The 21,219-nt window shown below is 36.6% G+C and carries 21 protein-coding genes; 18 read left to right on the top strand and 3 right to left on the bottom strand.

The window, feature by feature from the left end; genetic code table 11:
* Window positions 1-208 precede the first annotated feature (208 nt).
* The 7 genes from EMTOL_RS05490 (at window position 209) to EMTOL_RS05520 (ending at window position 5,951) form a co-directional block, all read left to right on the top strand.
* Window positions 209-1,285 carry a hypothetical protein gene (locus EMTOL_RS05490; protein ID WP_305953180.1) on the top strand — a complete coding sequence of 359 codons (1,077 nt, stop codon included), beginning with the start codon at window positions 209-211 and terminating at the stop codon, window positions 1,283-1,285.
* The gene (locus EMTOL_RS05495) at window positions 1,285-1,860 is read left to right on the top strand and encodes a pentapeptide repeat-containing protein (protein ID WP_015028282.1); all 576 of its coding nucleotides are present in this window, start codon (window positions 1,285-1,287) and stop codon (window positions 1,858-1,860) included. Before EMTOL_RS05490 ends, EMTOL_RS05495 begins: the two co-directional genes overlap by 1 nt.
* Window positions 1,861-1,915: 55 nt before the next feature.
* Window positions 1,916-3,313, top strand: a complete 1,398-nt coding sequence (locus tag EMTOL_RS05500; RefSeq protein ID WP_015028283.1) for a hypothetical protein — start codon at window positions 1,916-1,918, stop codon at window positions 3,311-3,313.
* A 181-nt stretch (window positions 3,314-3,494) separates the two neighbouring features.
* Window positions 3,495-3,920: an isoamylase early set domain-containing protein gene (locus EMTOL_RS21685; protein WP_305953181.1), complete on the top strand. Its 426-nt coding sequence runs from the start codon at window positions 3,495-3,497 to the stop codon at window positions 3,918-3,920.
* Between the two features lie 182 nt (window positions 3,921-4,102).
* The gene (locus EMTOL_RS05510; protein WP_015028285.1) at window positions 4,103-4,576 is read left to right on the top strand and encodes a hypothetical protein; all 474 of its coding nucleotides are present in this window, start codon (window positions 4,103-4,105) and stop codon (window positions 4,574-4,576) included.
* Window positions 4,569-5,204, top strand: coding sequence for a hypothetical protein (locus EMTOL_RS21690; RefSeq protein ID WP_015028286.1), 636 nt, complete (start codon window positions 4,569-4,571; stop codon window positions 5,202-5,204). Before EMTOL_RS05510 ends, EMTOL_RS21690 begins: the two co-directional genes overlap by 8 nt.
* Before the next feature lie 75 nt (window positions 5,205-5,279).
* On the top strand, window positions 5,280-5,951 hold the full coding sequence (locus tag EMTOL_RS05520) for a TVP38/TMEM64 family protein (protein WP_015028287.1): 672 nt from the start codon (window positions 5,280-5,282) through the stop codon (window positions 5,949-5,951).
* 49 nt (window positions 5,952-6,000) lie between these two features.
* Here the strand turns inward: EMTOL_RS05520 and EMTOL_RS05525 are convergent, their stop codons facing one another.
* Together EMTOL_RS05525 and EMTOL_RS05530 are read right to left on the bottom strand one after the other, a co-directional pair.
* On the bottom strand, window positions 6,001-7,170 hold the full coding sequence (locus tag EMTOL_RS05525) for a glutathionylspermidine synthase family protein (RefSeq protein ID WP_015028288.1): 1,170 nt from the start codon (window positions 7,168-7,170) through the stop codon (window positions 6,001-6,003).
* A gap of 83 nt (window positions 7,171-7,253) precedes the next feature.
* Complete coding sequence (locus tag EMTOL_RS05530; protein ID WP_015028289.1) at window positions 7,254-7,925, bottom strand: Cj0371 family chemotaxis-regulating polar lipoprotein; 672 nt, start codon at window positions 7,923-7,925, stop codon at window positions 7,254-7,256.
* A gap of 134 nt (window positions 7,926-8,059) precedes the next feature.
* Between EMTOL_RS05530 and EMTOL_RS05535 the strand changes: the two genes are divergently transcribed.
* The 3 genes from EMTOL_RS05535 to EMTOL_RS05545 are packed head-to-tail and all read left to right on the top strand — an operon-like array spanning window position 8,060 to window position 11,329.
* Window positions 8,060-8,965, top strand: a complete 906-nt coding sequence (locus EMTOL_RS05535) for an MBL fold metallo-hydrolase (RefSeq protein ID WP_015028290.1) — start codon at window positions 8,060-8,062, stop codon at window positions 8,963-8,965.
* Window positions 8,962-9,672, top strand: a complete 711-nt coding sequence (locus EMTOL_RS05540; protein WP_015028291.1) for a hypothetical protein — start codon at window positions 8,962-8,964, stop codon at window positions 9,670-9,672. The genes EMTOL_RS05535 and EMTOL_RS05540 overlap by 4 nt, the downstream gene beginning before the upstream one ends.
* Before the next feature lie 10 nt (window positions 9,673-9,682).
* Window positions 9,683-11,329 (top strand): S8 family peptidase, encoded by a 1,647-nt coding sequence (locus EMTOL_RS05545; RefSeq protein WP_015028292.1) that lies wholly within the window; start codon window positions 9,683-9,685, stop codon window positions 11,327-11,329.
* Between the two features lie 4 nt (window positions 11,330-11,333).
* On the opposite strand, the gene EMTOL_RS05550 is transcribed toward EMTOL_RS05545, so the two are convergent.
* Window positions 11,334-12,200, bottom strand: coding sequence for an SDR family oxidoreductase (locus tag EMTOL_RS05550; protein WP_015028293.1), 867 nt, complete (start codon window positions 12,198-12,200; stop codon window positions 11,334-11,336).
* 183 nt (window positions 12,201-12,383) lie between these two features.
* On the opposite strand from EMTOL_RS05550, the gene EMTOL_RS05555 reads away from it, so the two are divergent.
* The 8 genes from EMTOL_RS05555 to EMTOL_RS05590 all read left to right on the top strand — a co-directional run bounded on the left by EMTOL_RS05555 (window position 12,384) and on the right by EMTOL_RS05590 (window position 21,170).
* Window positions 12,384-13,397, top strand: a complete 1,014-nt coding sequence (locus tag EMTOL_RS05555; RefSeq protein WP_015028294.1) for a proline iminopeptidase-family hydrolase — start codon at window positions 12,384-12,386, stop codon at window positions 13,395-13,397.
* A 150-nt stretch (window positions 13,398-13,547) separates the two neighbouring features.
* Window positions 13,548-15,314, top strand: a complete 1,767-nt coding sequence (locus EMTOL_RS05560; RefSeq protein ID WP_015028295.1) for an AMP-dependent synthetase/ligase — start codon at window positions 13,548-13,550, stop codon at window positions 15,312-15,314.
* Between the two features lie 123 nt (window positions 15,315-15,437).
* Window positions 15,438-16,982: a bacillithiol biosynthesis cysteine-adding enzyme BshC gene (gene bshC, locus EMTOL_RS05565; RefSeq protein WP_015028296.1), complete on the top strand. Its 1,545-nt coding sequence runs from the start codon at window positions 15,438-15,440 to the stop codon at window positions 16,980-16,982.
* Between the two features lie 131 nt (window positions 16,983-17,113).
* Window positions 17,114-17,740 (top strand): TetR/AcrR family transcriptional regulator, encoded by a 627-nt coding sequence (locus EMTOL_RS05570; protein WP_015028297.1) that lies wholly within the window; start codon window positions 17,114-17,116, stop codon window positions 17,738-17,740.
* 10 nt (window positions 17,741-17,750) lie between these two features.
* The gene (locus EMTOL_RS05575; RefSeq protein ID WP_015028298.1) at window positions 17,751-18,185 is read left to right on the top strand and encodes a PaaI family thioesterase; all 435 of its coding nucleotides are present in this window, start codon (window positions 17,751-17,753) and stop codon (window positions 18,183-18,185) included.
* Window positions 18,186-18,320: 135 nt separating this feature from the next.
* Window positions 18,321-19,667 carry a TolC family protein gene (locus EMTOL_RS05580; protein WP_015028299.1) on the top strand — a complete coding sequence of 449 codons (1,347 nt, stop codon included), beginning with the start codon at window positions 18,321-18,323 and terminating at the stop codon, window positions 19,665-19,667.
* Window positions 19,668-19,743: 76 nt separating this feature from the next.
* Window positions 19,744-20,787 (top strand): efflux RND transporter periplasmic adaptor subunit, encoded by a 1,044-nt coding sequence (locus EMTOL_RS05585; RefSeq protein ID WP_015028300.1) that lies wholly within the window; start codon window positions 19,744-19,746, stop codon window positions 20,785-20,787.
* Window positions 20,788-20,807: 20 nt separating this feature from the next.
* Window positions 20,808-21,170, top strand: a complete 363-nt coding sequence (locus EMTOL_RS05590; protein ID WP_015028301.1) for a four helix bundle protein — start codon at window positions 20,808-20,810, stop codon at window positions 21,168-21,170.
* The last annotated feature ends 49 nt before the right edge of the window (window positions 21,171-21,219 follow it).

Consider the following 21,219-nt stretch of genomic DNA (forward strand, 5'->3'; position numbering starts at 1 on the left):
CATAGTGAAGATACTAATCATCGAGAATACACAATTGCTTACGAAAAAGCTGCTATTATAATAGACGCTGGTTTTGGCGGAAATTTAGAACGAGAAAAATATTTTCGTGATGTAATAAATGCTATTTTATTACGTACAAAAATGAAAACCCAGACTTAATTTTCCGAATACCTTCGTAAGCATGCGTGCTTAAATGAGTCAAATAACCATGTCCTTTTTAGATAAAGTCAAAAACCTTTTCAGTACAAAACCCGCAGAAGTTCCTTCGAGTACCGAAGATACTAACGATGCTAATATCCTCCAGCCAACCATTTCCTCTCCAGAAGTAATTACCGTACCGAATGCAGACAACGCTACTTTTTCGCCCGAGATGGATATCATTCCGTTTTGGCTTGAAAACGAAGATGCCTTGCGTGATGAGGGCGTAATTTTTGGACTTTCGGAGTCGAAAGCTGAAGAGAAAATTGCGTCTATCCGTAATTATTTTGCTCATCAGACTGCCGAGTTGGAAAAAACGGTTGAGTATCATTCAGAAAAAATCGGCGAAATAAATTTACTTATAGAACAAAAAGAAACTCGTATCCATGAGCTTACCGAAAAAACTCGTGTACTTGAAAATAAAGAACGCACCGACCATCAACTGCTTCGTACGGCTATTGGCGTAACGCTTTCATTAGCTATGTGCGTAGGTAATTATTATTTAATTGATGAATCTATTTTAAAAAACTTCCCGCAAAATCATCGAGTCATTGCCTTGGGTGTATTCTTGGCGGGTATGTTCAATTTATTTAATCCAAAATCACTCTTTCACGAAAAAGACACCAAAATTTCTTGGCGTCAGCTACTCGAAGAAGTAGGTATGCCTTTGGCAGCTTCTGTTTTTGTATTCGTACAAGCCCTTGAAACCCAGAGTGTTCTTCGTTCAATTGCTTTATTTTTATTCGTATTTTTCTTATTTTTATTTGCTGGAAAACTCTTGCTCAGTAACCTAACCGTACTGAAAACAGATTCGGGTATTTGGCTTGATAATCTTCGTTTAGAAAAAGACAAAGTAAATAAGTCCAAAGAATGGGAAGAGGAAATTGAGAAATTAAAAGCCGAAATCGACGAGCAAAGAATGGATAAATGGAAAATTGTGGATACACTGAAATTTCCTGAAGCAGAGCTAAAACGACTCAATGAACGCCGCGAAATGCTTGTAAAACTCTTTGAAAGTGAATTTAATTTGGCCCGTAGCTATCGTGAAAAGTTAACAGGCAAACAAATACAAGATATTTTGAAGTAATGATCAAGCCAATCATAGAAGAAGAAGAGTTTAGCGGAATAAATTTCACACAAGAAACTTTCCGCAAAGGCGAGTATGAGGGTTGTTCATTTATTGGCTGTGATTTTTCAAATTTACATCTTTCAAACTACGATTTTGTTGAATGTACATTTGAAGACTGTAACCTCAGCAATGTAAGGCTTAGCAATACTTCTATGAAGCAAGTGAAGTTTAAAAATTGCAAACTGCTCGGGGTAAATTTTGGGGAATGTAATCCTTTTTTGTTTGCGGTGAGTTTCGATGACTGTTTCTTACATTTGGCAGGCTTTTTCAAACTTAAAATGAAAGCCACTAAATTTAAGAACTGTAATTTGAAAGAAGTCGATTTTACAGAAACAGACCTTACAAACGCCATTTTTGATAATTGTGAATTAGTATCGGCTGTTTTTGAGCGTAGTATCTTAGAAAAAGTAGATTTTAGAACCGCACAAAACTTTTCAATCGACCCAGAATTAAACAAAATCAAAAAAGCGAGGTTCTCTCAACTTAATGTGAGAGGGCTTTTAGATAAATATCATATTGATATAGAAAATTAGTATTAGCAATGAAGGTTGAACGCTTCACGCCAACGACCAAAGCTAAATTAAAAATATGGAAAATCCAGAAAACTATTACAATTCCGACTTCCAACATGGATACTTGATTGGTGTTGAAAACATCAGAAAGGACAAAGACCAACAAGATGACCCTTATGAGGGATATATTTCGAGCCACGTTACCTACGAATGGCTACAGGAACGTATTGTTGAAAAAAAGGAGGAAGTAGCGAAAATCGACGTTGAAATTGCCGAAACTAAAGAAAAAGAGAAGTCTTCGTTTGATAAACTGCAAGAGCACATCATGGGTATAAACACTCACGCACGTAAAGTGAGTTTTATTCAAGAGCAAATTGAAGATAACACTACCAATATCAAGCGAATTGAAGGCAAACGCAACAGTAGAGAAACGCCCTATTCGTTTTTGGCTGGCCTTCTCTATTTATCAGCTGGTATTGCATTTGTATCTGGCGATTTAATTATCTCGCATGAAATTGTGGCTTACGCCCTCAATATTCGTGATAATTATGAGGCTTGGGCATTTGCCATTGGTTTAGCAATGCTTTCGGTACTACTCAAACCAGCCTACGACCGCCTCGTTGAACAACCATACATTAATGATTATTCACCAAAAACTAAGCGTACTTACGCCATTTTTCAAGGGTTTTTATTAGTGTTTTCGATAGCTACTATGCTTATTTTGGGTTGGTTTCGCTATGAAGCTTACAAAACAGATAAACTCAAAGAAAGTATCAATAAGCAAATTAAGGCCATGCAGCTTAATAGCCAGCCAATGGACCCAACGGCTGTAAATCCTGCTGATAATCAAGCGATTATTCAGAAAATGGATGAGCAATTAAAAGCTTTTGATAAACTCAATGTTGACCTCGTCAATAGTCCTTGGGCCTTAATGTCGTTTGTTTTGAGTGGAGTTTTATTTGCCGTAGCTGGTGCCATTTGTTTAGGAATAGCCTTTCCAATTTTGCAGGCTTATTGGTATAATTGGCTTCAAGCTGGGCCTACCATTAAACGCCTCAAAAAAAGAAACCTAAAATTAGTTGATGAATTAAAAATTGCTGAAAGTGATTTGGCTCAACAATTAGTTCAAAAAAATATCTTAGAACACGATTTGACATTACTTCCGAAGCTTGATGAACTAAATGCAGAAAGAAAAGAACTAATGGCAATCATTGAAGATATGCTCAACCGCTCGAAAGTTGCCGACCAAGACCGCCGCATTAATACCTTTGATGATGGTTTAGAAAAAGGCCGTGCTAACCGTGAAGAAATGACCGATGATGAGTATGAAGAATTTAGAAGTACTTCGGTTCGACAAATGCGAAATGCACAAGATAATAAGACCGATAATGGTCCAAAAGTATATCGAAATAATGGGTTGCGTCCGCACCAAGCATTACGAAAAGTAATCACTGAGCAGTTCAACCAAAATTAACATCACATAACAATTTGATAATAAGCGATTTAAACTATTTAGGTAGTTTAAATCGCTTTTTTTAATCATTTTTTAATAAAATTGTACTTTTTAAAGATTTTTTGCACTTTTCAATGATATTTGTAGGAAATGATATTTTTTTATGCAAAACTTTGTATTGTTAATCAAACGAAAATACAATATGTCAAGTAAAAAAATTGATTTTCTTCTTCCTGCTGATGTTGCTGCTGGTGCAACTTCTGGTATCTTACTAGGTAATTTCAATAACTGGGATTCAAACCAAGGAGTAGCTCTTAAAAAACAAAAAGATGGTTCATTAAAAGCAACTGTAACATTACAGGCTGGTTTGTACGAGTACCGTTATTTATTAAATGATGGTCGTTGGGTAAATGATACACAAGCTTCAAAATATATTCCTGAGTTCGCAGTAGAAAACTGTGTGATTGAAGTTGTAGCTGATGCTCCTGTAGCTCCGGCTCCGAAAGCAAAAGCTGTTAAAGCTAAAACAACTGCTGAGCCAGTAGCTGCCAAAGCACCTGCCAAGACTGCGAAAGCAAAAACCGCTGAGCCAAAAGTAGAAACTAAAGCTAAAGCAAAAAAAGCATAATTCTACCAAACTAAGGCTTTTAAAAATTTTATAGAGGGTCTCTTGATATTTTTTCGAGAGACCTTTTTATTTTTACTACCAGTACGAAAAACAATTGGCTCGTACAAGCAGTTTTATGCTCAAAAGCGTTCTTAATTTTACTTAGCACGGGTAAAAAATACCCGCTTTAATTAATAAATAATATGGCACAGGCAAAATTAGAAGTTATTGACGCACTGCGTCGTACTGCAAAAAAACTTAATGAAGGCAATGAATATATGTGGGGACACATGGGTAGTTGTAATTGTGGTAATTTAGTACAAGAAGTAACCAGACGTACGAAGGCCGAAATTCATGCTTATGCCATGCAAGGCAACGGGGATTGGAACGAACAAATTAATGAGTATTGCGGTATTTCAAGAATGCCGATTGATATGCTTATTCATGAGATGCTCACTTCTGGTTTTACGCTCGAAGACATGCAGAATCTCGAAAAACTATCAGATAAACAAATTTTAATGCGTTTACCAGCCGAAAAACGTTATCTTCGCCACAATGTAAAGGCAGATGTCATCGTTTATCTTACGGAGTGGGCAAATATGCTCGAAGAACAACTCCTTGAAAACATCAAACTGCCTGATTTTTTACAGGAAGAGAAGAAATTAGTATATGCGTAAAATCATTTTAGCGAGTGCGTTGATTATTTGCTCTTTAAGCATTTTTGCACAAGAACCCGTACCAACAGCTCCAACCACAACTGGAGGTAGAGAAACTCAAAATCAGATATTTTTTGAGAAACCCCAACCAGCGTGGAAAGATAAACTCCGTTATGGGGGCAATTTCTGGTTAGGATTTTTTGGTGCATTTTACATTGATGCTTCACCAATGGTTGGTTATGAAGTAACTGAAAAAGGTACAATTGTGGGTGTAGGTGGTACGTTTATTTTTCAAGGAACATTTAACCGAAATAGTGCCGCAAACACAAATAATACGATTTTTGGACCTAAAATTTTTGTGCGTCAACAAGTATTCAAACGTGTCTTCGTACACGGTGAATATGAGTTTATCAGAGCATACGCCGACCAATTTTATTCATATAATCTAAATTCAGGAGACCCAAATCGAAAAGTATGGGGCCGTTCGCCACTTATTGGAGCTGGTTTTTACCAAGGAGGTCAGGGAAATCGGGGTAGTTTTATATCTGTAATGTATAATTTAGGTTATCCGAATCAAGGTTTTATTAGTCCGCAAAGTTTATTGGGTAGCCAAACTCCTATCACGCTTCGATATGGATTTTTGTTTTAGTATCTTTGCATAAAATATTATTCTCATCTTCAATCTCCTTCTTTGATAAGTTGGAGATTTTTAATTATATAAGTTTTGAAATTCTCTATCAAATACTCTTTTCCGCTCATTTCTTCTATTTTTCTGACGATTATCCCTCTTATTTTCAGTTCGGCACTTACGGTTGCGGTTATCACACATGAGCAAATAGTATTAGATTTTAGTTGGCAAGATTGGGTTTGGGCAACTTTGATTTGTTGCATTACTTGTACTTTTGCCTTTACTCCTCCTACCCTTTTGGCTCTGATATTTGGCTATTTTATTGGTTGGCAAGCAGTTTTGCCCGTTTTTTTAATGAATATGGTAGCCATTTTTTTAGTAAATGCCGTTACCAAAAGAATTGATGGTGATAAATTCAGAGCTTATCTTTCTGAAAATAAGAAAGTGAACGCTATTTTAGAGAATATCAGAAAGGAAGAATTGAAATTTATTTTTTTTACTAAATTATCGCCTATTCTACCCTTTGCTCTTACAAACTTTGTTTTTGCGTTATCGGGAGCAAAACTGAAAAATATTCTTATTGGCGGTTTTTTTGGAATGATTCCACGCACATTATTAGCCGTCTGGACGGGTTCTCAGGCGAAAGAAATCAGACGTTTACTAGAAAACCCCAACGAAGGCAACCTACAAAAAATATTGATAATTATCTTAGTTATTGTATCAGTGGGAGGTGTGATGTATTATGTCTTACCTAAGAAAAGTAGTTGAGAAAAACTGGCAAAGCCATTTGAAACTTTGCCAATTAATTGTATATCTCCTATTCAATCAAATGCCCACAAAATTGAGCTTTATTATCCAAGATTTTTCCGCCTCGTCGATAACCTAATCCACTGGCTTCTCCAACAAAAAATACTCCTGCTTGATATGAATTCCCTACCGAATCTTGTATAAAATCGGTATATTCTTGAAAAACTGTTGCTTGCTCAAAGTATTCTCCATCTGTACTATTAGTAGCAACCCCCGAAGTTGAAATGATTCGTACGTTTGCTCCTTCTCGTCCGAAAAGCACTTTTTCTACGCAAACTTTGCCCAAAATTGGCTTCGAACGAGTTTCTAACAGCAATGGATGATTTGGATAAAGCTCCCATAAAACTTTCAAGATAGCCTTCGATTGAAAAAGTAAAGTATATGCTGGATTTAGAATAACCGCTTTATTATTTCTTGAAATTTCGGTCAAAATTTGAGCTAATTCGGGTTCGTCCCAACCAATATATTCCCATGGGATGAGTTTAAACCAAAAATCGTATCTTGTAAAACTACCATCGGTTGGATTTTGCTTATAAATGCCCTCAATGGGTGAAAACTCAACATTTTCAATGTATTCAAAGGCTACTTCGAAGCCCGCTTCTTTTGCTGCTTCGCCCAAAACCTGCATATTGGTATCATCTTCAGGAAAATCTTTCATTGTTGAAATCAATAGCGTTTTTTCAAACGTTGGATTCTGACGGTGCAATTCCCGAAATTGTTCTACAAAAGATTCATATAAAGTATTAAACTGACTGCTCTCGTCTAATCCATTGGCTTTCAGTGAAGCCCATTGAACAACCGCCGTTTCGGGAATACAAGTAGCGGTATCTGCATTAAATTCGATGAGTTTAATTGGTTTCCCACTTACGCCTCCACTCAAATCAAAACGACCATAAATATGCCAATTAGCATCATTTTCCCAAGAATGTTTCACTAATTCTATCAAATTTTCGGGAATTCCTAATTCGATAAAACGTTCATTATCAATTATGTGTTGAGCAGCTTCAATATACATTTCGTATAATTCGTTGGCAGCCTCAAAATAGGCTTCGGCTTCCTCTTCCGAAACCGCTACCATTTCGTTGGTAATATATGGCAAAGTATCTTCACCGAGCATCCAGTTCCAACCAATATTGCGAAGAGATGCCTCTGGTGAAATTGCTAATTTCTTTAAATTCATTTACTTAGATTGTTGTGTTAAACTTTTAAAGCTTTAGATGATGGCTTTTGGATTGGCCTAATTCAATAAATGTAAAATCTAACTCATGAACTATGGCTGCTATGACCTGAACTATGAAAAAATCCGCTACGACCACCCACTGGTCGAGCCATGGTTGTGCGTGAGCTACCAATGTTTTGGTGCACTTGGGTAGATTTATTAAAAGCACTACTACTGGCATAGTAACTCATCATTCTTCCACCGTAGTAATGATTTCGTCGATGACGAGCAGTATCAGCCTTTGATGTAGAATTATTATTTTGAAATCCGCTTACATCAGGTCGATAAGAAGCATAATTCGGACTCATAGTTTTGGCCAACAAATAGCCCATTCCACCAAATAACAAAGCATTAGAAAGATTGCTACTTTGCCCAATTGTATTAGGACTATTTTTCACTTCACTATCAATGAGGCCCTGTACAACTTTAGGAGAAAGCGAGTCTTTTTTTCCATCAAGATAAGTTACGATGGCCACCGAGCTATCAATCGGTACTTCTTTCTCGTCAGTTATCTTAAAAACACCTTTTTCGGTTTCTTTGATATAAGTCTTTACACCTTTGGTATAAACTTCTTCATATTCATACTCTTCATCGGTGCTATCGCTTCCACAACTTTGTAAAACCATAGTATTGCCAAGAATGGTAATAGCCAAGGTGCTACCAATCGTAATATCCTTTACTTTTCGGATAAAAGTCTTTTTGCTAATAGGAGTCATTTTTTCAAATTTATAAAGCGGTTTAGTAAAAATTATGGGGCAAATATTTACGAAATAGTATTATTAGAAAAGAATCTTGGGAAGAATGGTAATTTCGCCTTGTAATTTGGTCATTTTTATTCGATATTCATCACATGAAATACTTTACATCCATATTTTTTACTCTTTTTGGAGCGAATTTAGCTTTTGCACAAAATCCTTACGTACAAGTTTTGGGTATTGCCCAAGATGGTGGTTTTCCGCAAGCCAATTGTCAAAAAGAATGTTGTAAAGCTGTTTTTGCAGGAAAAACCCCTCGCCAATTAGTTTCTTGCATAGCGATTATCGACCCCATATCGAACCAACAATGGCTTTTTGATGCTACGCCAGATTTTACCCAGCAATTACATTTACTCAATGAGCCTAAGCCACAAAATTTAGGTATTTTTCTTACGCACGCCCATATAGGGCATTATACTGGCCTAATGTATTTGGGTAGAGAAGCGATGGGGAGCAATCATGTAAAGGTTTATGCAATGCCTAAAATGAAAACCTTTATTGAACAAAATGGTCCTTGGAGCCAGTTGGTAAGTCTAAAAAACATTGATTTACAACTTATCAAAGAAGATTCATTAATCAAACTCAATGAGCGAATCAGTGTGCAAGCATTTCGAGTTCCACACCGTGATGAATTTTCGGAAACTGTTGGTTATAAAATCATTACCTCTGATAAAAGCCTTATTTTTATTCCAGATATTGATAAATGGCAAAAATGGAATAAAGATTTGGCTACCATGGTGAAATCGGTAGATTATGCCCTGCTTGATGGCACATTTTATCAAGATGGCGAAATCAGTCGGCCCATGAGTGAAGTTCCGCACCCATTTGTAAGCGAAACAATGGCACTTTTAGCCCCTCTTGCTGCAAAAGAAAAATCAAAAGTTCATTTTATACACTTTAATCACACAAACCCTGTCATGAATGAAAAGTCTGCTGCTTATAAAGTAGTGCATCAAAAAGGCTTTCAAGTTGCATTCCAAGGGCAAAAACTACGATTATGAGCAAAAATCAGCGTATAATTCTCACGGTTATTATTCTTTCAGTTTGGGCAGCCATTGGTGGTTCGGTTTGGTACTATTTAAAAAAAGTAGAGCATTCGCCTAAATCAAAAGTTTCTAGCCAAGCCGAATACGACACTTTGGTAAAACCCTCTAACTATAAGACGTTCATTTCTCAACCTTTCAACAAAGTGGTTTTAGAAACCGATTTAGGCCCAGTAACAGTTTATGTACAGCCTAGTAAAAAGCATGAAATCCAGTTTCATCAATCATTCATCAAGTACATAGATATGAGTTATCGAGGCGATACGCTCATTCTACATGTAAATAAAACGCCAAAATCAACTAAGGAAAATTCTATTCAAAGGCAGATTTATATCTATACGCCCAATATTAGTTATTATAAAGGCGAAGTGAGCCATACGACATTTGCTTATTTACAAATAGACCAGCTTAAAATTGATAGCAGAAGCAGTTACGTAAGGTTATTCTCATGCCAAATAGGTAATCTCGAATTATCGACGAATCAGCCGTGTAATTATCGTTTGGAGGAAACTTCCTATTTCAATAATGTAAGAGCCGATATTAACTCAAGCAGTGCATTTTTATGTAATAGTTTTATTCAAAACGACTTAATTATAAAAACGTCCAACTTCAAAAATATTGATTTGAGCGAAGATAACGTAAAGAAGATAGTTTTGGAGAAATGATAATAATGCCATGAAAATAAAACTACTACTTATATTTTTATTAGGCTGTACATGCTTTTCGAGTCTTCATGCCCAAATAAAATACAAATACTTAGTTTTACTAAAAGATAAAATCAACTCTCCTTATTCAGTAAATAATCCTTTAAGCTATTTATCTCAAAAAGCCATTGACCGACGCTTCAAACAAGGAATTAAGATAACAACAAACGATTTACCACCAAACCCTGCTTATATTGATGCTATTAAGCAGACAGGGGCAACAGTTATTTACAAATCGAGATGGATGAATGCAGTATTGGTTGAAGCAACTGAAACTCAAAAAAATACGATTTTATCCTTAAACTCAGTGAAAAGTATCGAGTTTAATCGTCCGCTTAAACAAGCTCGTGCGAGAACAAATAAAGATAAATTTACCTTTGAAACTGTTGAAACGCTAAATTATGGCGATGCCACCGCCCAAATACAGCTTTTGGGGGCAGATGTCATGCATAATCAAGGCTTTCATGGCGAAGGAATATTGGTTGCACTACTCGATGATGGCTACTTGAATGTAAATACAAGTACATGCCTGCAACATTTAGTTCAACAAAATAAAATTCTCAAAGTTTATGATTTTGTAGATAACGATAACTCTGTTTACGAACAAGGTGGCCACGGAACCTCTGTATTGAGCACAATGGCTGGTTTTATTGAAAATCAGATAATTGGCCCAGCTTTTGGAGCATCTTTTGCCTTATTTCGCACAGAGGATAATTCTTCTGAGACCCCGCTTGAAGAAGCCAATTGGCTTTTTGCAGCCGAAATGGCCGATAGCGTAGGGGCTGATATAATCAGTTCATCATTAGGTTATAGTACTTTTGATAATTCAGCCGATGATTATACACCTTCAATGATGGACGGCAAAACGGCCTTATCTACCCGTGCAGCTGATTTTGCAGCAGCCACAGGAATGGTCGTGGTTGTTTCGGCGGGAAACTCAGGAGATGATCCTTCTTGGCAAATCATAACGGCACCTGCCGATGCAGATTCGGTTCTTGCCATTGGAGCAGTGTCTCGCTCGGGTGTTTACGCTTTTTTTAGCTCAATAGGCAATTCAGCCGATGGCCGTATAAAACCCGATGTCGTGGCTGTTGGCAGTGGTACTGCACTCTGCAATACCTCAGGAACAACATCAACGAGCAATGGCACTTCATTTTCTGCCCCGCTTGTAGCTGGCTTAGTTGCTGGTTTTTGGCAAGCCTTCCCCTATCTCACAGCTCAAGAAGTCATACAATGCATCAGAAAATCAGGACATCAGTTTGCTTCACCTACTATTCAATTAGGTTATGGCTATGCCAATTTTTCAAGGGCCAGCACTGCTGCTCAGAGTGAATATTCACTTACGGCCATTGAGCCTTCCCATGACATAGTATCGGTTAGTATTTTACCTTCCAATAAATTAGAAATAACGCTTAAATTCTCGAATCAACTTATCAACAATAATTTAAGAATTGGCTTTATTGAACAAAGTTCAAATCAAATCATTTATCAAGACACTTTCATACTTAACACCAACGAAACAACGAAAGTGATTTCTCTAAGTACACTTAATCCCGATATTTTACTCAGAATTGAAGATTTAACTCAGAAAAAAACACTCAAAATCATGCGTTGGTAATTCTTCACAGATTTTCAGCAAAAGACTTCAGGGTTATTTGTGGTTTACCCAACAACTCCCACGTTTGTTGGGCTTCAAATTTTTCTGGGTATTTATTCAAAGCTTCCACGATATGATAACCATAATTAAATTTTTGGCTAAATACGCCCATCAATTTCATGACAAACATTGGAGCCCACATTATTCCTAAGTTCTCCTTTGTATAATACTTAATAAATTCTTTGGCGGCGGCATCTTGTGTGAAAGCTTCTAAACCCTGAACTACAAAATCATAACTTTCAGATTCAGGCAAAACTTCAAAAGATTTCGCTACTTGCTGAGCATAATCTTTTGCTGAAATATAATACATCGGATATTCAGATTTACCACCCAAAGCAATCTTACTTCCTTGCTTAGATTGATAAAAGATACTTTCCATGAAAGTAGAAGGATAAAAAATCGAATAAGGAATACCTGATTTTTTGATTTTCTGCACGGCTTCTTGCTTAATTCTAAAAACCCACCAATCAAAGTTATTCATACCTTGATAAAGATGTACAAGTGAAGATAAATAAGCGATTCGTTTAATGCCTGCTTTATGAGCAGCTTCAATGATGGTATCTAAGCCTTCTCCTTCGGCATGAAAATCGGTTAATTTTTCGGTTTGCTTAACTGATAAATTTAAGAAAATGGCATCTTGGCCTTGCATTGCTTTTTCTACATCTGATTTAATCGCTAAATCGCCTTTAATGATTTTTGTATTGGGGAAAATATCTTTCACCAATGAATCATTTCTGACAAAAAGTGTTAACTCAAAGCCTGCATTTTGCAGTGCAAAGGCAACGGGTTTTCCAAGCAAACCAGTCGAGCCAATAACAAGTATTTTTTTCATAATTCTACCAATAATCAAACTGACTATCAAGGACTTGATAAATTCATAACAAATAAAACATATAAATACTACAAAGCCGACTTTTCAATAATTTATCTTGAAATTTTCAAACTCTAAGCACTTAAAGCTTGTTTTTATTGAGTTATCTTTGTCATCCATCTATTCTTATTCAACTAAAACTTTATGAAACACCTTTTCCTTTTATTAGCTGCTGTTTTTTTACTAGTCAATTGTAGCAAAAAACAAAATATCCAAGAGTCCCAGCAATCAATATCAAGTACTGAAGAAGTACAAACTGGTGGGGTAAAAATGGTTGAAATTGAAACCCCTGTGGGAAAATTTAAAGTCTGGACCAAAAAGTTTGGTGATAATCCTCGCATAAAAATCTTACTCTTGCACGGCGGCCCAGCCATGACCCATGAGTATATGGAGTGTTTTGAAAGCTTCTTTCCAAAAGAAGGCTTTGAAATGTATGAATACGACCAATTAGGCTCTTATTACTCCGACCAGCCCGATAATGATTCACTCTGGACAACCCCACGCTTTGTAGAAGAAGTAGAACAAGTACGTAGGGCTTTAGGCTTAAATAAAGACAACTTTTATTTATTAGGAAATTCTTGGGGAGGTATTTTGGCAATGGAATATGCTCTAAAATACCAAGATAATCTTAAAGGATTAATAATCAGCAATATGATGCCTAGTATTCCTGATTATGAAAAATATAATACTGAATTGAGAAGCCAGATGAGAAAATCTCTGGTTGATTCGCTCAATGCTTTTGAAGCCAAGGGTGATTTTAAAAACCCCGTGTACGTAGATTTAGTTACTCGTGAATATTATAATAAACATATTTGCCGCTTACCCGAATGGCCTGAGCCAGTCAATCGTACATTCAAACATTTGAATGAGCATATTTATGTACTGATGCAAGGGCCGAGTGAGTTCAAAGTCGGTGGTCGCCTCATCACTTGGGATAGAAAAGCTAGTTTACCTAATATAAAAGTTCCTACCTTAGCTATCGGTGCAAAATATGATACCATGGACCCCAAAGCCATGGAACAATTAAGTAAAGCTGTACAAAAAGGAAGATATTTGTATTGTCCTGATGGTAGTCATTTATCTTTTTGGGATGACCAAAAAACCTATTTCCCGAATGTCATCCAATTTATAAAAGATGTAGATGAAAATCGGTTTTGATAAATAAACCCTACTGAAGCGTCCCGAAAAAGAGTAAATTTTCGGGACGCTTCATTTTTATATTTGAATAATTATCAAGTAATTTGTTCGTATTAAATTAACAAAAGCTGTTGACTGAAACTGCTTATAACCTATTCAACACACTATAAAATGTCGTATTCCATCTCCAGAGTTTTCGAATTATTAGATACTTCCATTGCTAAATACAATAAACCCGATGTTTTTGCTTCAAAAATCAAAGGTGAATGGCAGCTTGTTTCGGCTGCTGATTTCTTGCAGTCTATCAACCAATTAAGTTTAGGCTTATTAAGTATTGGCATTAAGCGAGGCGATAAAATCGCTGTTATTTCCGAAAGTCGCCCCGAATGGAATATCGTCGATTTTGCGATTCAACAAGTCGGTGCCATTGGCGTGCCGCTTTACCCCAACATTACGGTAGAGGATTACAGGTATATTTTCAATGATGCCAGTATCAAATTAGTTTTCGTGGGCGATGCTGACCTGCTAAAAAAAGCACAAACAGCGGCCAAAGATGCCCCAAGTGTGCAAGAAATTTATTGTTTTGATAAAATCATAGGTAGCAAACATTGGAAAGAGGTTTCGGAAAGTGCCAAAAACGAAGATGTCGAAAAATTAGAAAGTATCAAACAAAGCATCAAAACCGATGATTTGCTTACAATCATTTATACTTCAGGTACTACGGGCAATCCAAAAGGAGTTATGCTTTCGCACCTAAATTTAATCAGCAATTTTGAATCATGCCGTGATAATTTCCCAATTGATGAAACTTGTCGAGCATTGAGCTTTCTTCCGCTCAACCACGTGTACGAACGCATGGTTTTGTACTTATACATGAGCAAGGGGATGTCAATATATTATGCTCAAAATATGGCTACTATTGCCGATGATTTACGCGATGTAAAACCACAAATTTTCACAACCGTGCCACGTTTACTTGAAAAAGTTTACGATAAAATCGTGGCGAAAGGCTATGAATTGAGTGGACTCAAACGTAAGATATTTCTCTGGGCACTTGATTTAGGGCTCAAATATGACCCAAACCAACAATTTAGTGCTTGGTATAATTTCCAATTAAAATGGGCACAAAAGCTGGTTTTTAGTAAGTGGCAAGAAGCTTTAGGCGGAAATATCCGCATGATTTGTTCAGGAGCCGCAGCCTTACAACCTCGTTTAGCTAGGGTTTTCTGGGCGGCAGGAATTCCAGTTTCAGAAGGTTATGGAATGACCGAAACTTCGCCAGTAATTGCTACTAATCGAGTAATGCCTTTAGATTTGCGAATCAGCACAGTAGGGCCAATCATTGATGGCACTACCGTGAAAATTGCTGAAGATGGCGAAATCTTGGTTAAAGGACCAAACGTTATGTTGGGATACTACAACAAACCAGAACTCACAAAAGAAGTAATTGATGCTGACGGTTGGCTACACACTGGCGATATTGGTAAGCTTGATGAAGGTAAGTATTTAAAAATTACCGACCGTAAGAAAGAAATTTTCAAGACTTCAGGAGGCAAATATGTAGCTCCGCAAGTACTCGAAAATAAAATGAAAGAATCGGTCTTTATTGAGCAAATGATGGTGGTGGGCGAAAGTCAGAAATTCCCTGCGGCTTTGATTATTCCTGAATTCGTAGCTCTTCGTGACTGGTGTAAAACACAAGGAATTGATTATACCACCGATGCCGAAATCATTAAAAATCAGCAAGTTTTAAAATTGATTTTTAGTGAAATTTCGAAATTTAATAAAGAATTTGCCCAATACGAACAAGTAAAGAAATTTACCTTACTTGCCAATCCTTGGACAATCGAAGGAGGAGAAGTAACCCCTACACTTAAACCAAAACGGAAGGTCATTACGGCCAAATACAAAGATTTGATTGATAGAATGTATGAATAAATGTTACTTCTGTAGAGACAAGTCATGCCTTGTCTCTACAGAAGTAATCAACGAAAATTAATTAATTGAAACCCATAGGCTTTTTTTGGTGTTCTGTTTAGAGCAAAGAAAAAAAACATAAACATGCCCTGTCAACAAATAGAGTTAAATTCGGTCGGTGCATTTCCGAAACTGTTTTTAGATTATATTTCGAAAAACGATTCTCTCCTAAAATTCTACAATCAATATCCTGATATTCAAGGATTTGACAAAGTAATACAAACTCGGCAATTCTCGGAAGACAAGCGAAAAACATTGGTTTCAGTTTTAAAAAAGCAATATCAAGGTTTAAGCAATAGTCCTAATTTTGATACACTCCTACAAGCCAATACTTTTACAGTTACAACTGGGCACCAACTCAACATATTCACTGGGCCATTATATGTAATCTATAAAATCATTACGATTATTAATTTGGCTAAAAAGCTGAAAGCTCAATTTCCTGCATACAACTTCGTACCCGTTTATTGGATGGCCAGCGAAGACCATGATTTTGCAGAAATTGCTTCGTTTAACCTTTTTGGAAAAACTTATAAATGGGAAACCGAACAAAAAGGAGCAGTGGGAAGAATGAATCCCGCAGAGTTAGAGACCATATTTGCCGAACTTCCTGAAAAGCCAGAGTTATTTGAGCGTGCCTACCTCAATAATTCTACGCTCGCAGCGGCCGTACGCCAATATATGCATGAGCTTTTTGCGAATGAAAGTCTCATTTGTTTAGATGCTGATGACGCTGATTTAAAAGCCATTTTCACGGGTGTCATTAAAGACGATTTACTCAATCATTCAGCCAATAAAATTGTAACTGAAACATCTGAGGAACTCAATAAAATGGGTTATCATACGCAAATCACTCCGCGTGAAATCAACTTCTTTTATTTACAAGAAGGTTTACGCGAGCGTATTGTGCGAGAAGATGGGGTTTATAAGGTTTTAAACTCCGATTTGGCTTTCTCTGAAAATGAAATTTTACAAATTCTTGAGCAAAATCCAGAGCGATTCAGTCCAAATGTTGTTTTACGCCCATTATATCAAGAAACAATTCTACCAAATTTAGCTTATATCGGTGGGCCTTCAGAAGTACCTTATTGGTTACAACTGAAAGGTATTTTTGATCATTATGGCGAACAATTCCCTCTTTTAATGCCTCGAAATTTTGCTTTGGTGATTAACCAAGCGAGCCAAAAGCGTATAGATAAATTAGGTATTACAGCCGAAGAACTTTTTGCCGATGAAGTAACCCTTCGCAGAAGCTACGTAGAACGTAATTCTGAAAACTCGTTGAGCTTAGCATTTGAAATAGATGATATCAATGAAGTTTTTGAGCGAATTCTTCGTAAATCTTTGGCCATTGATCAAACGATGAAAGGACCTGTTGAAGCAGAAAAAGTAAAGATAATTTCATCGCTCGAAAACCTTGAAAAACGCATCAAGAAAGCCGAAGAACGTAATCAGGAAACAGCCGTTACTCAACTCTTAGGCTTAAAGCAAAAGCTATTTCCAGATGGAGGTTTACAAGAACGCAAGGAAAATTTCTTGAACTTCTATCTAAACGATAAATCGTTTATTGAAAAACTCCTCGAAGCCTTCGACCCCATTGATTATCGCTTCAATATTATTGAGATATAATAAAAAATATGGCCGTTTATAATTGAAATGTGGTTCACTTTTGAAGTGGACCACATTTTTTTTAAAATAATTTGTTTTTCTGAACACCGTTCATTTTATTTGCATTGTTAATTAAAGAATAGTATAGCTCCATGGGTGTTGCAGATAGAAAAGAAAGAGAAAAAGTAGAAATGAGGCGGCAAATATTAGCCGCCGCTCAAAAACTATTTTTGGAACAAGGCTACGAAAAAACCAGCATCCGTAATATTGCTGAAGTAATTGAGTATAGTGCGGGTACAATATACCTTTATTTCAAAGATAAAAATGAAATTCTTTTTGCCTTGCATGTAGATGCCTTCAACGCTCTCATGCATGCTATGCAAGCAGGTATTGGCGTAGAAACTGACCCTTTCGAACGCTTAATTTCATTAGGGAAAAGTTACCTCAAATACGCCTTTGAAAACCCCGAATTGTATGATTTAATGTTTGTGATGACCGCCCCCATGGAAACCCTCGAATGCAGAGATGAAATTTGGTGTGACGGCGAACGAGCATTTAATACACTTAAATTAGTGGTAGGAGATTGCATGCAAGCAGGGTATTTCGCTGGTGAAAATGTCGAGACCGTTTCGGTCATGATGTGGAGTTTAGTACATGGCCTTGCAACCTTACATTTACGCCGCCGAACCATGATTTTTCCAGAAGAACGCCGTATTCAACTTTTAGAAGAAGTCTATGACCGATTTGTTGAAATGGTAAAAACATACAAACGCAAATAAGAACCAAATAATGAACCACGCTTTAGAATTTTTTAAACAACACATCGGGAAAAATGCCTCAGAAGTAAGTCCATCTCCGCTAGGTAGATGGCTAAACGGCAAGCTAATTTCAGCAGAAGAAGGCTCTTTAATAGTAGAATTTACCGTTCGTGAAGAGATGACTAATCCTGGTAGAATCTTACACGGGGGAACAATGGCGTCAATGCTTGATGATGTGATGGGAATGACAGTCTTTTCACTTGGTAAAGAAAACTTTTACTCTACTATCAACCTCAATGTCGATTACCTCTTACCTGCCCAAGTTGGAGAAAGTATTTTCGTGAAATCGAAAATTATTAGAGCAGGAAAAACAGTAGTAAATGTCGTATGTGAAGCACGTAATGCACAACAAAAACTATTGGCACAATGTAGTTCAAACTTAGTTGCCACTAGTATAAAAGTATAAGAATTTGGGGTCAGGCCTTAGTCAGGCCCTTTTTTTGAAACTTCTACTTAACAGTGTTCAGAAACTAATAATTGATTAATGGTGGCTAATAAAGCTAAAATTAACTAAAAGCCTCTTAGAAGGTGATTTTATCCTATGAAAAAGCTATTTTTATTTTATCTATTATTTCCATTGGCCGCGGCAGCACAAACCTCCCCTATACTTGAATCATACATTCAAGAAGGTTTAAAACAAAACTTAGGCTTGAAGCAAGAACGCCTCGAAATCGAGAAATCGCTTGAAAATATCAACCAAGCCAAAGCGAACTTTATGCCTAAGCTTACTTTCAATCCGAATTACACCTTAGCTGCAGGTGGTAGAAAATTATCTTTCCCGATTGGTGATTTACTAAACCCTGTTTATTCAACACTCAATCAACTTACCAAAACAAACAATTTCCCGCAGGTAGAAAACGTGAATCAATTATTAGCACCTAATAATTTTCATGATACAAAGTTTAATTTTCAATATCCTATTTTCAATACTGATATTCGCTATAACCTACTTATTCAGAGAGATTTACTAACTGCACAAGAAGCCAAAAAAAGAATTTTAGAAAACGAAATTCGATACAGTATCACTACCGCTTATTTGCAGTATCTACAAACACTCGAAGCACAAAAAATCTTTGATGCCTCAAGAAACCTACTCACTGATTTTGTGAAACTCAATGAAAAATTAGTAGGCAATAACGTGGCCACCAAAGATGTCATCTATTCGGCTGAATATGAAGTAAGTAAACTCGACCAGCAAGTGGCCGTTTTGGAAAAGAATAGAGAAACAGTAAAGGTTTTCTTGAATTATTTGATGAATCGAGAATTAATGACTGAAATAGTTGCTGATACTAATTTAGTTAATAGAATCGGACAAACAGCCGCCCTACCCCAACTTAAAGAAGATGCTCTCAGTAATCGGCAAGAACTGAACATGTTACGCACAAACATAAAAGTTAGTGAAACAGCCATTAAATTACAAGAAATGAATGCCCTACGTCCGCAAGTATTTGTAGGTGGAAGTACGGGGTTTCAAGGTTTTGGTTATACATTCAAAGACCAAGCTTACATTTTAGGGCAAATTGGCCTAAGTTGGGACATCTACCATGGCTACGAGAAAAAATCAAAAATACAGCAAGCCAAAATTCAAAAAAACATACTCGATACAAAGTTCGAGGAAGTACAAAAACAAATACAATTGCAAGTTTCTCAGGCATATTTTGAGTTAGAAGCTTCCAAAAAAGCCTTAAATACCGCCAAAGAAGGAACCCTGAAAGCTGAGAAATATTTTAAGGTAGTGGAAAGCAGATACCGAAACGGGCAGGCGATCATGATTGAGTATTTACGTGCCTCGAATGAAGTTATCACCGCTCGTTTGCAAGAGTCAGTAGCTCGATATGATATACTTTTAAAGCAAGCGAATTTGGATAAAGTTGGAGCGGTAAAGTAAATTTATCGAAAGACTCATACCGAGAAAATTGGATTAAAAAAATTGAAATATTAGGATTCGAACAAAAATAAAATCTATGAAAAATTATATTTTATTAACTACCGCAATAGCATTTTTGGCCATTTCTTGTGGAAAAAAACAAGACACCAAAAAAGAAGAAACCGACGAAACTCTCACGGTTGAAGTACAGCCAGTAAGCAAAAAATCGTTGAGCGAACCCATCATTGCCAGTGGTGTACTTTCATCAAAATCTGAAATGAAACTAGCCTTTAAAACAGGTGGCATGATTCGTCGAGTTTATGTGCAAGAAGGACAATTCGTGAAAGAAGGTCAACTATTAGCTGAACTTGATTTATCTGAAATTGATGCACAGGTTCGTCAAGCAAAATTAGGCTTAGAAAAATCTGAACGAGATTTAGAAAGAGTCAAAAAACTTTATGCCGATGAAGCCGCTACCCTCACCAACGTGCAAGATGCCACAACAGGCTATGATGTAGCCAAACAGAGTGTGCAAGTAGCTGAGTTTAACCAAAAATTATCGAGAATTTATGCCCCAACGAGTGGCCGTATTCTTAGAAAAATTTCTGAACAAGGCGAACTTATTACTCCATTTGCTCCTGCCTTTATTCTTGGTACTGGCGAAAGTGCCTACCTCGTAAATGTTGGTTTAGCCGATAGAGATGTAGTAAAGGTAAAGCTCGGCGATGCTGCTACTGTCTATCTTGATGCCTACCCCGATGAGCCATTTCATGCACGTGTAACTCAAATTGCTCAAACAGTCAATCCTGCTACTGGCACATTTGAAGTAGAATTACAACTCACCCCGAATGGTAAAAAATTAATTTCGGGTTTTGTGGCTAAAGCAGAAATTTCTTCAGCCAAAGGAGCAGCCACATTATCCGTGCCGATTGAGGCATTAGTTGAAGCCGACAAAGACAAAGCTTTTGTCTTCACTCTCAATCCAAACCAAACTGTCAATAAAACACCTGTAAGAATTGGCCATATTTTCGGAAGTAACGTAGCCATAACGTCTGGCATAACTGAGGGCACGCAAATCATAACCAAAGGAGCAAATTTTCTGACCGATAAAGCGAAGGTTAAAATAAATCATAATGAATAATGTAAAATTCATAATGCAAAATGGGTCAAGAAAATAAGCCAAATATCATTTTAGAAAAGTCTTTTGCTTTTTCAGTGCGTATAGTAAAACTATATAAATGGTTTTACAAAAATCATTCTGAAGTCTTACCCTTAGCAAAACAATTACTGAGAAGTGGGACATCAATAGGTGCGAATGCTGAAGAAGCTGATAGTGCATATTCGAAAAAAGAATTTTCCGCAAAGTTTAGTATTTGCTTAAAAGAAGCAAAAGAAACTAAATACTGGATTCGCTTGCTCTATGCTTCAGAATATTTGGATGAAAACATGTTTATTTCACTCAAAAATGATGTTGAGGAATTACAGAAAATAATAACAGCAATATTAAAATCATCAAAAGAATAGTAGCAATGGTATTTTATACATTTTACATTCTTCATTATACATTAAAACC

This window comes from Emticicia oligotrophica DSM 17448 (assembly GCF_000263195.1).
Lineage (GTDB): Bacteria > Bacteroidota > Bacteroidia > Cytophagales > Spirosomataceae > Emticicia > Emticicia oligotrophica.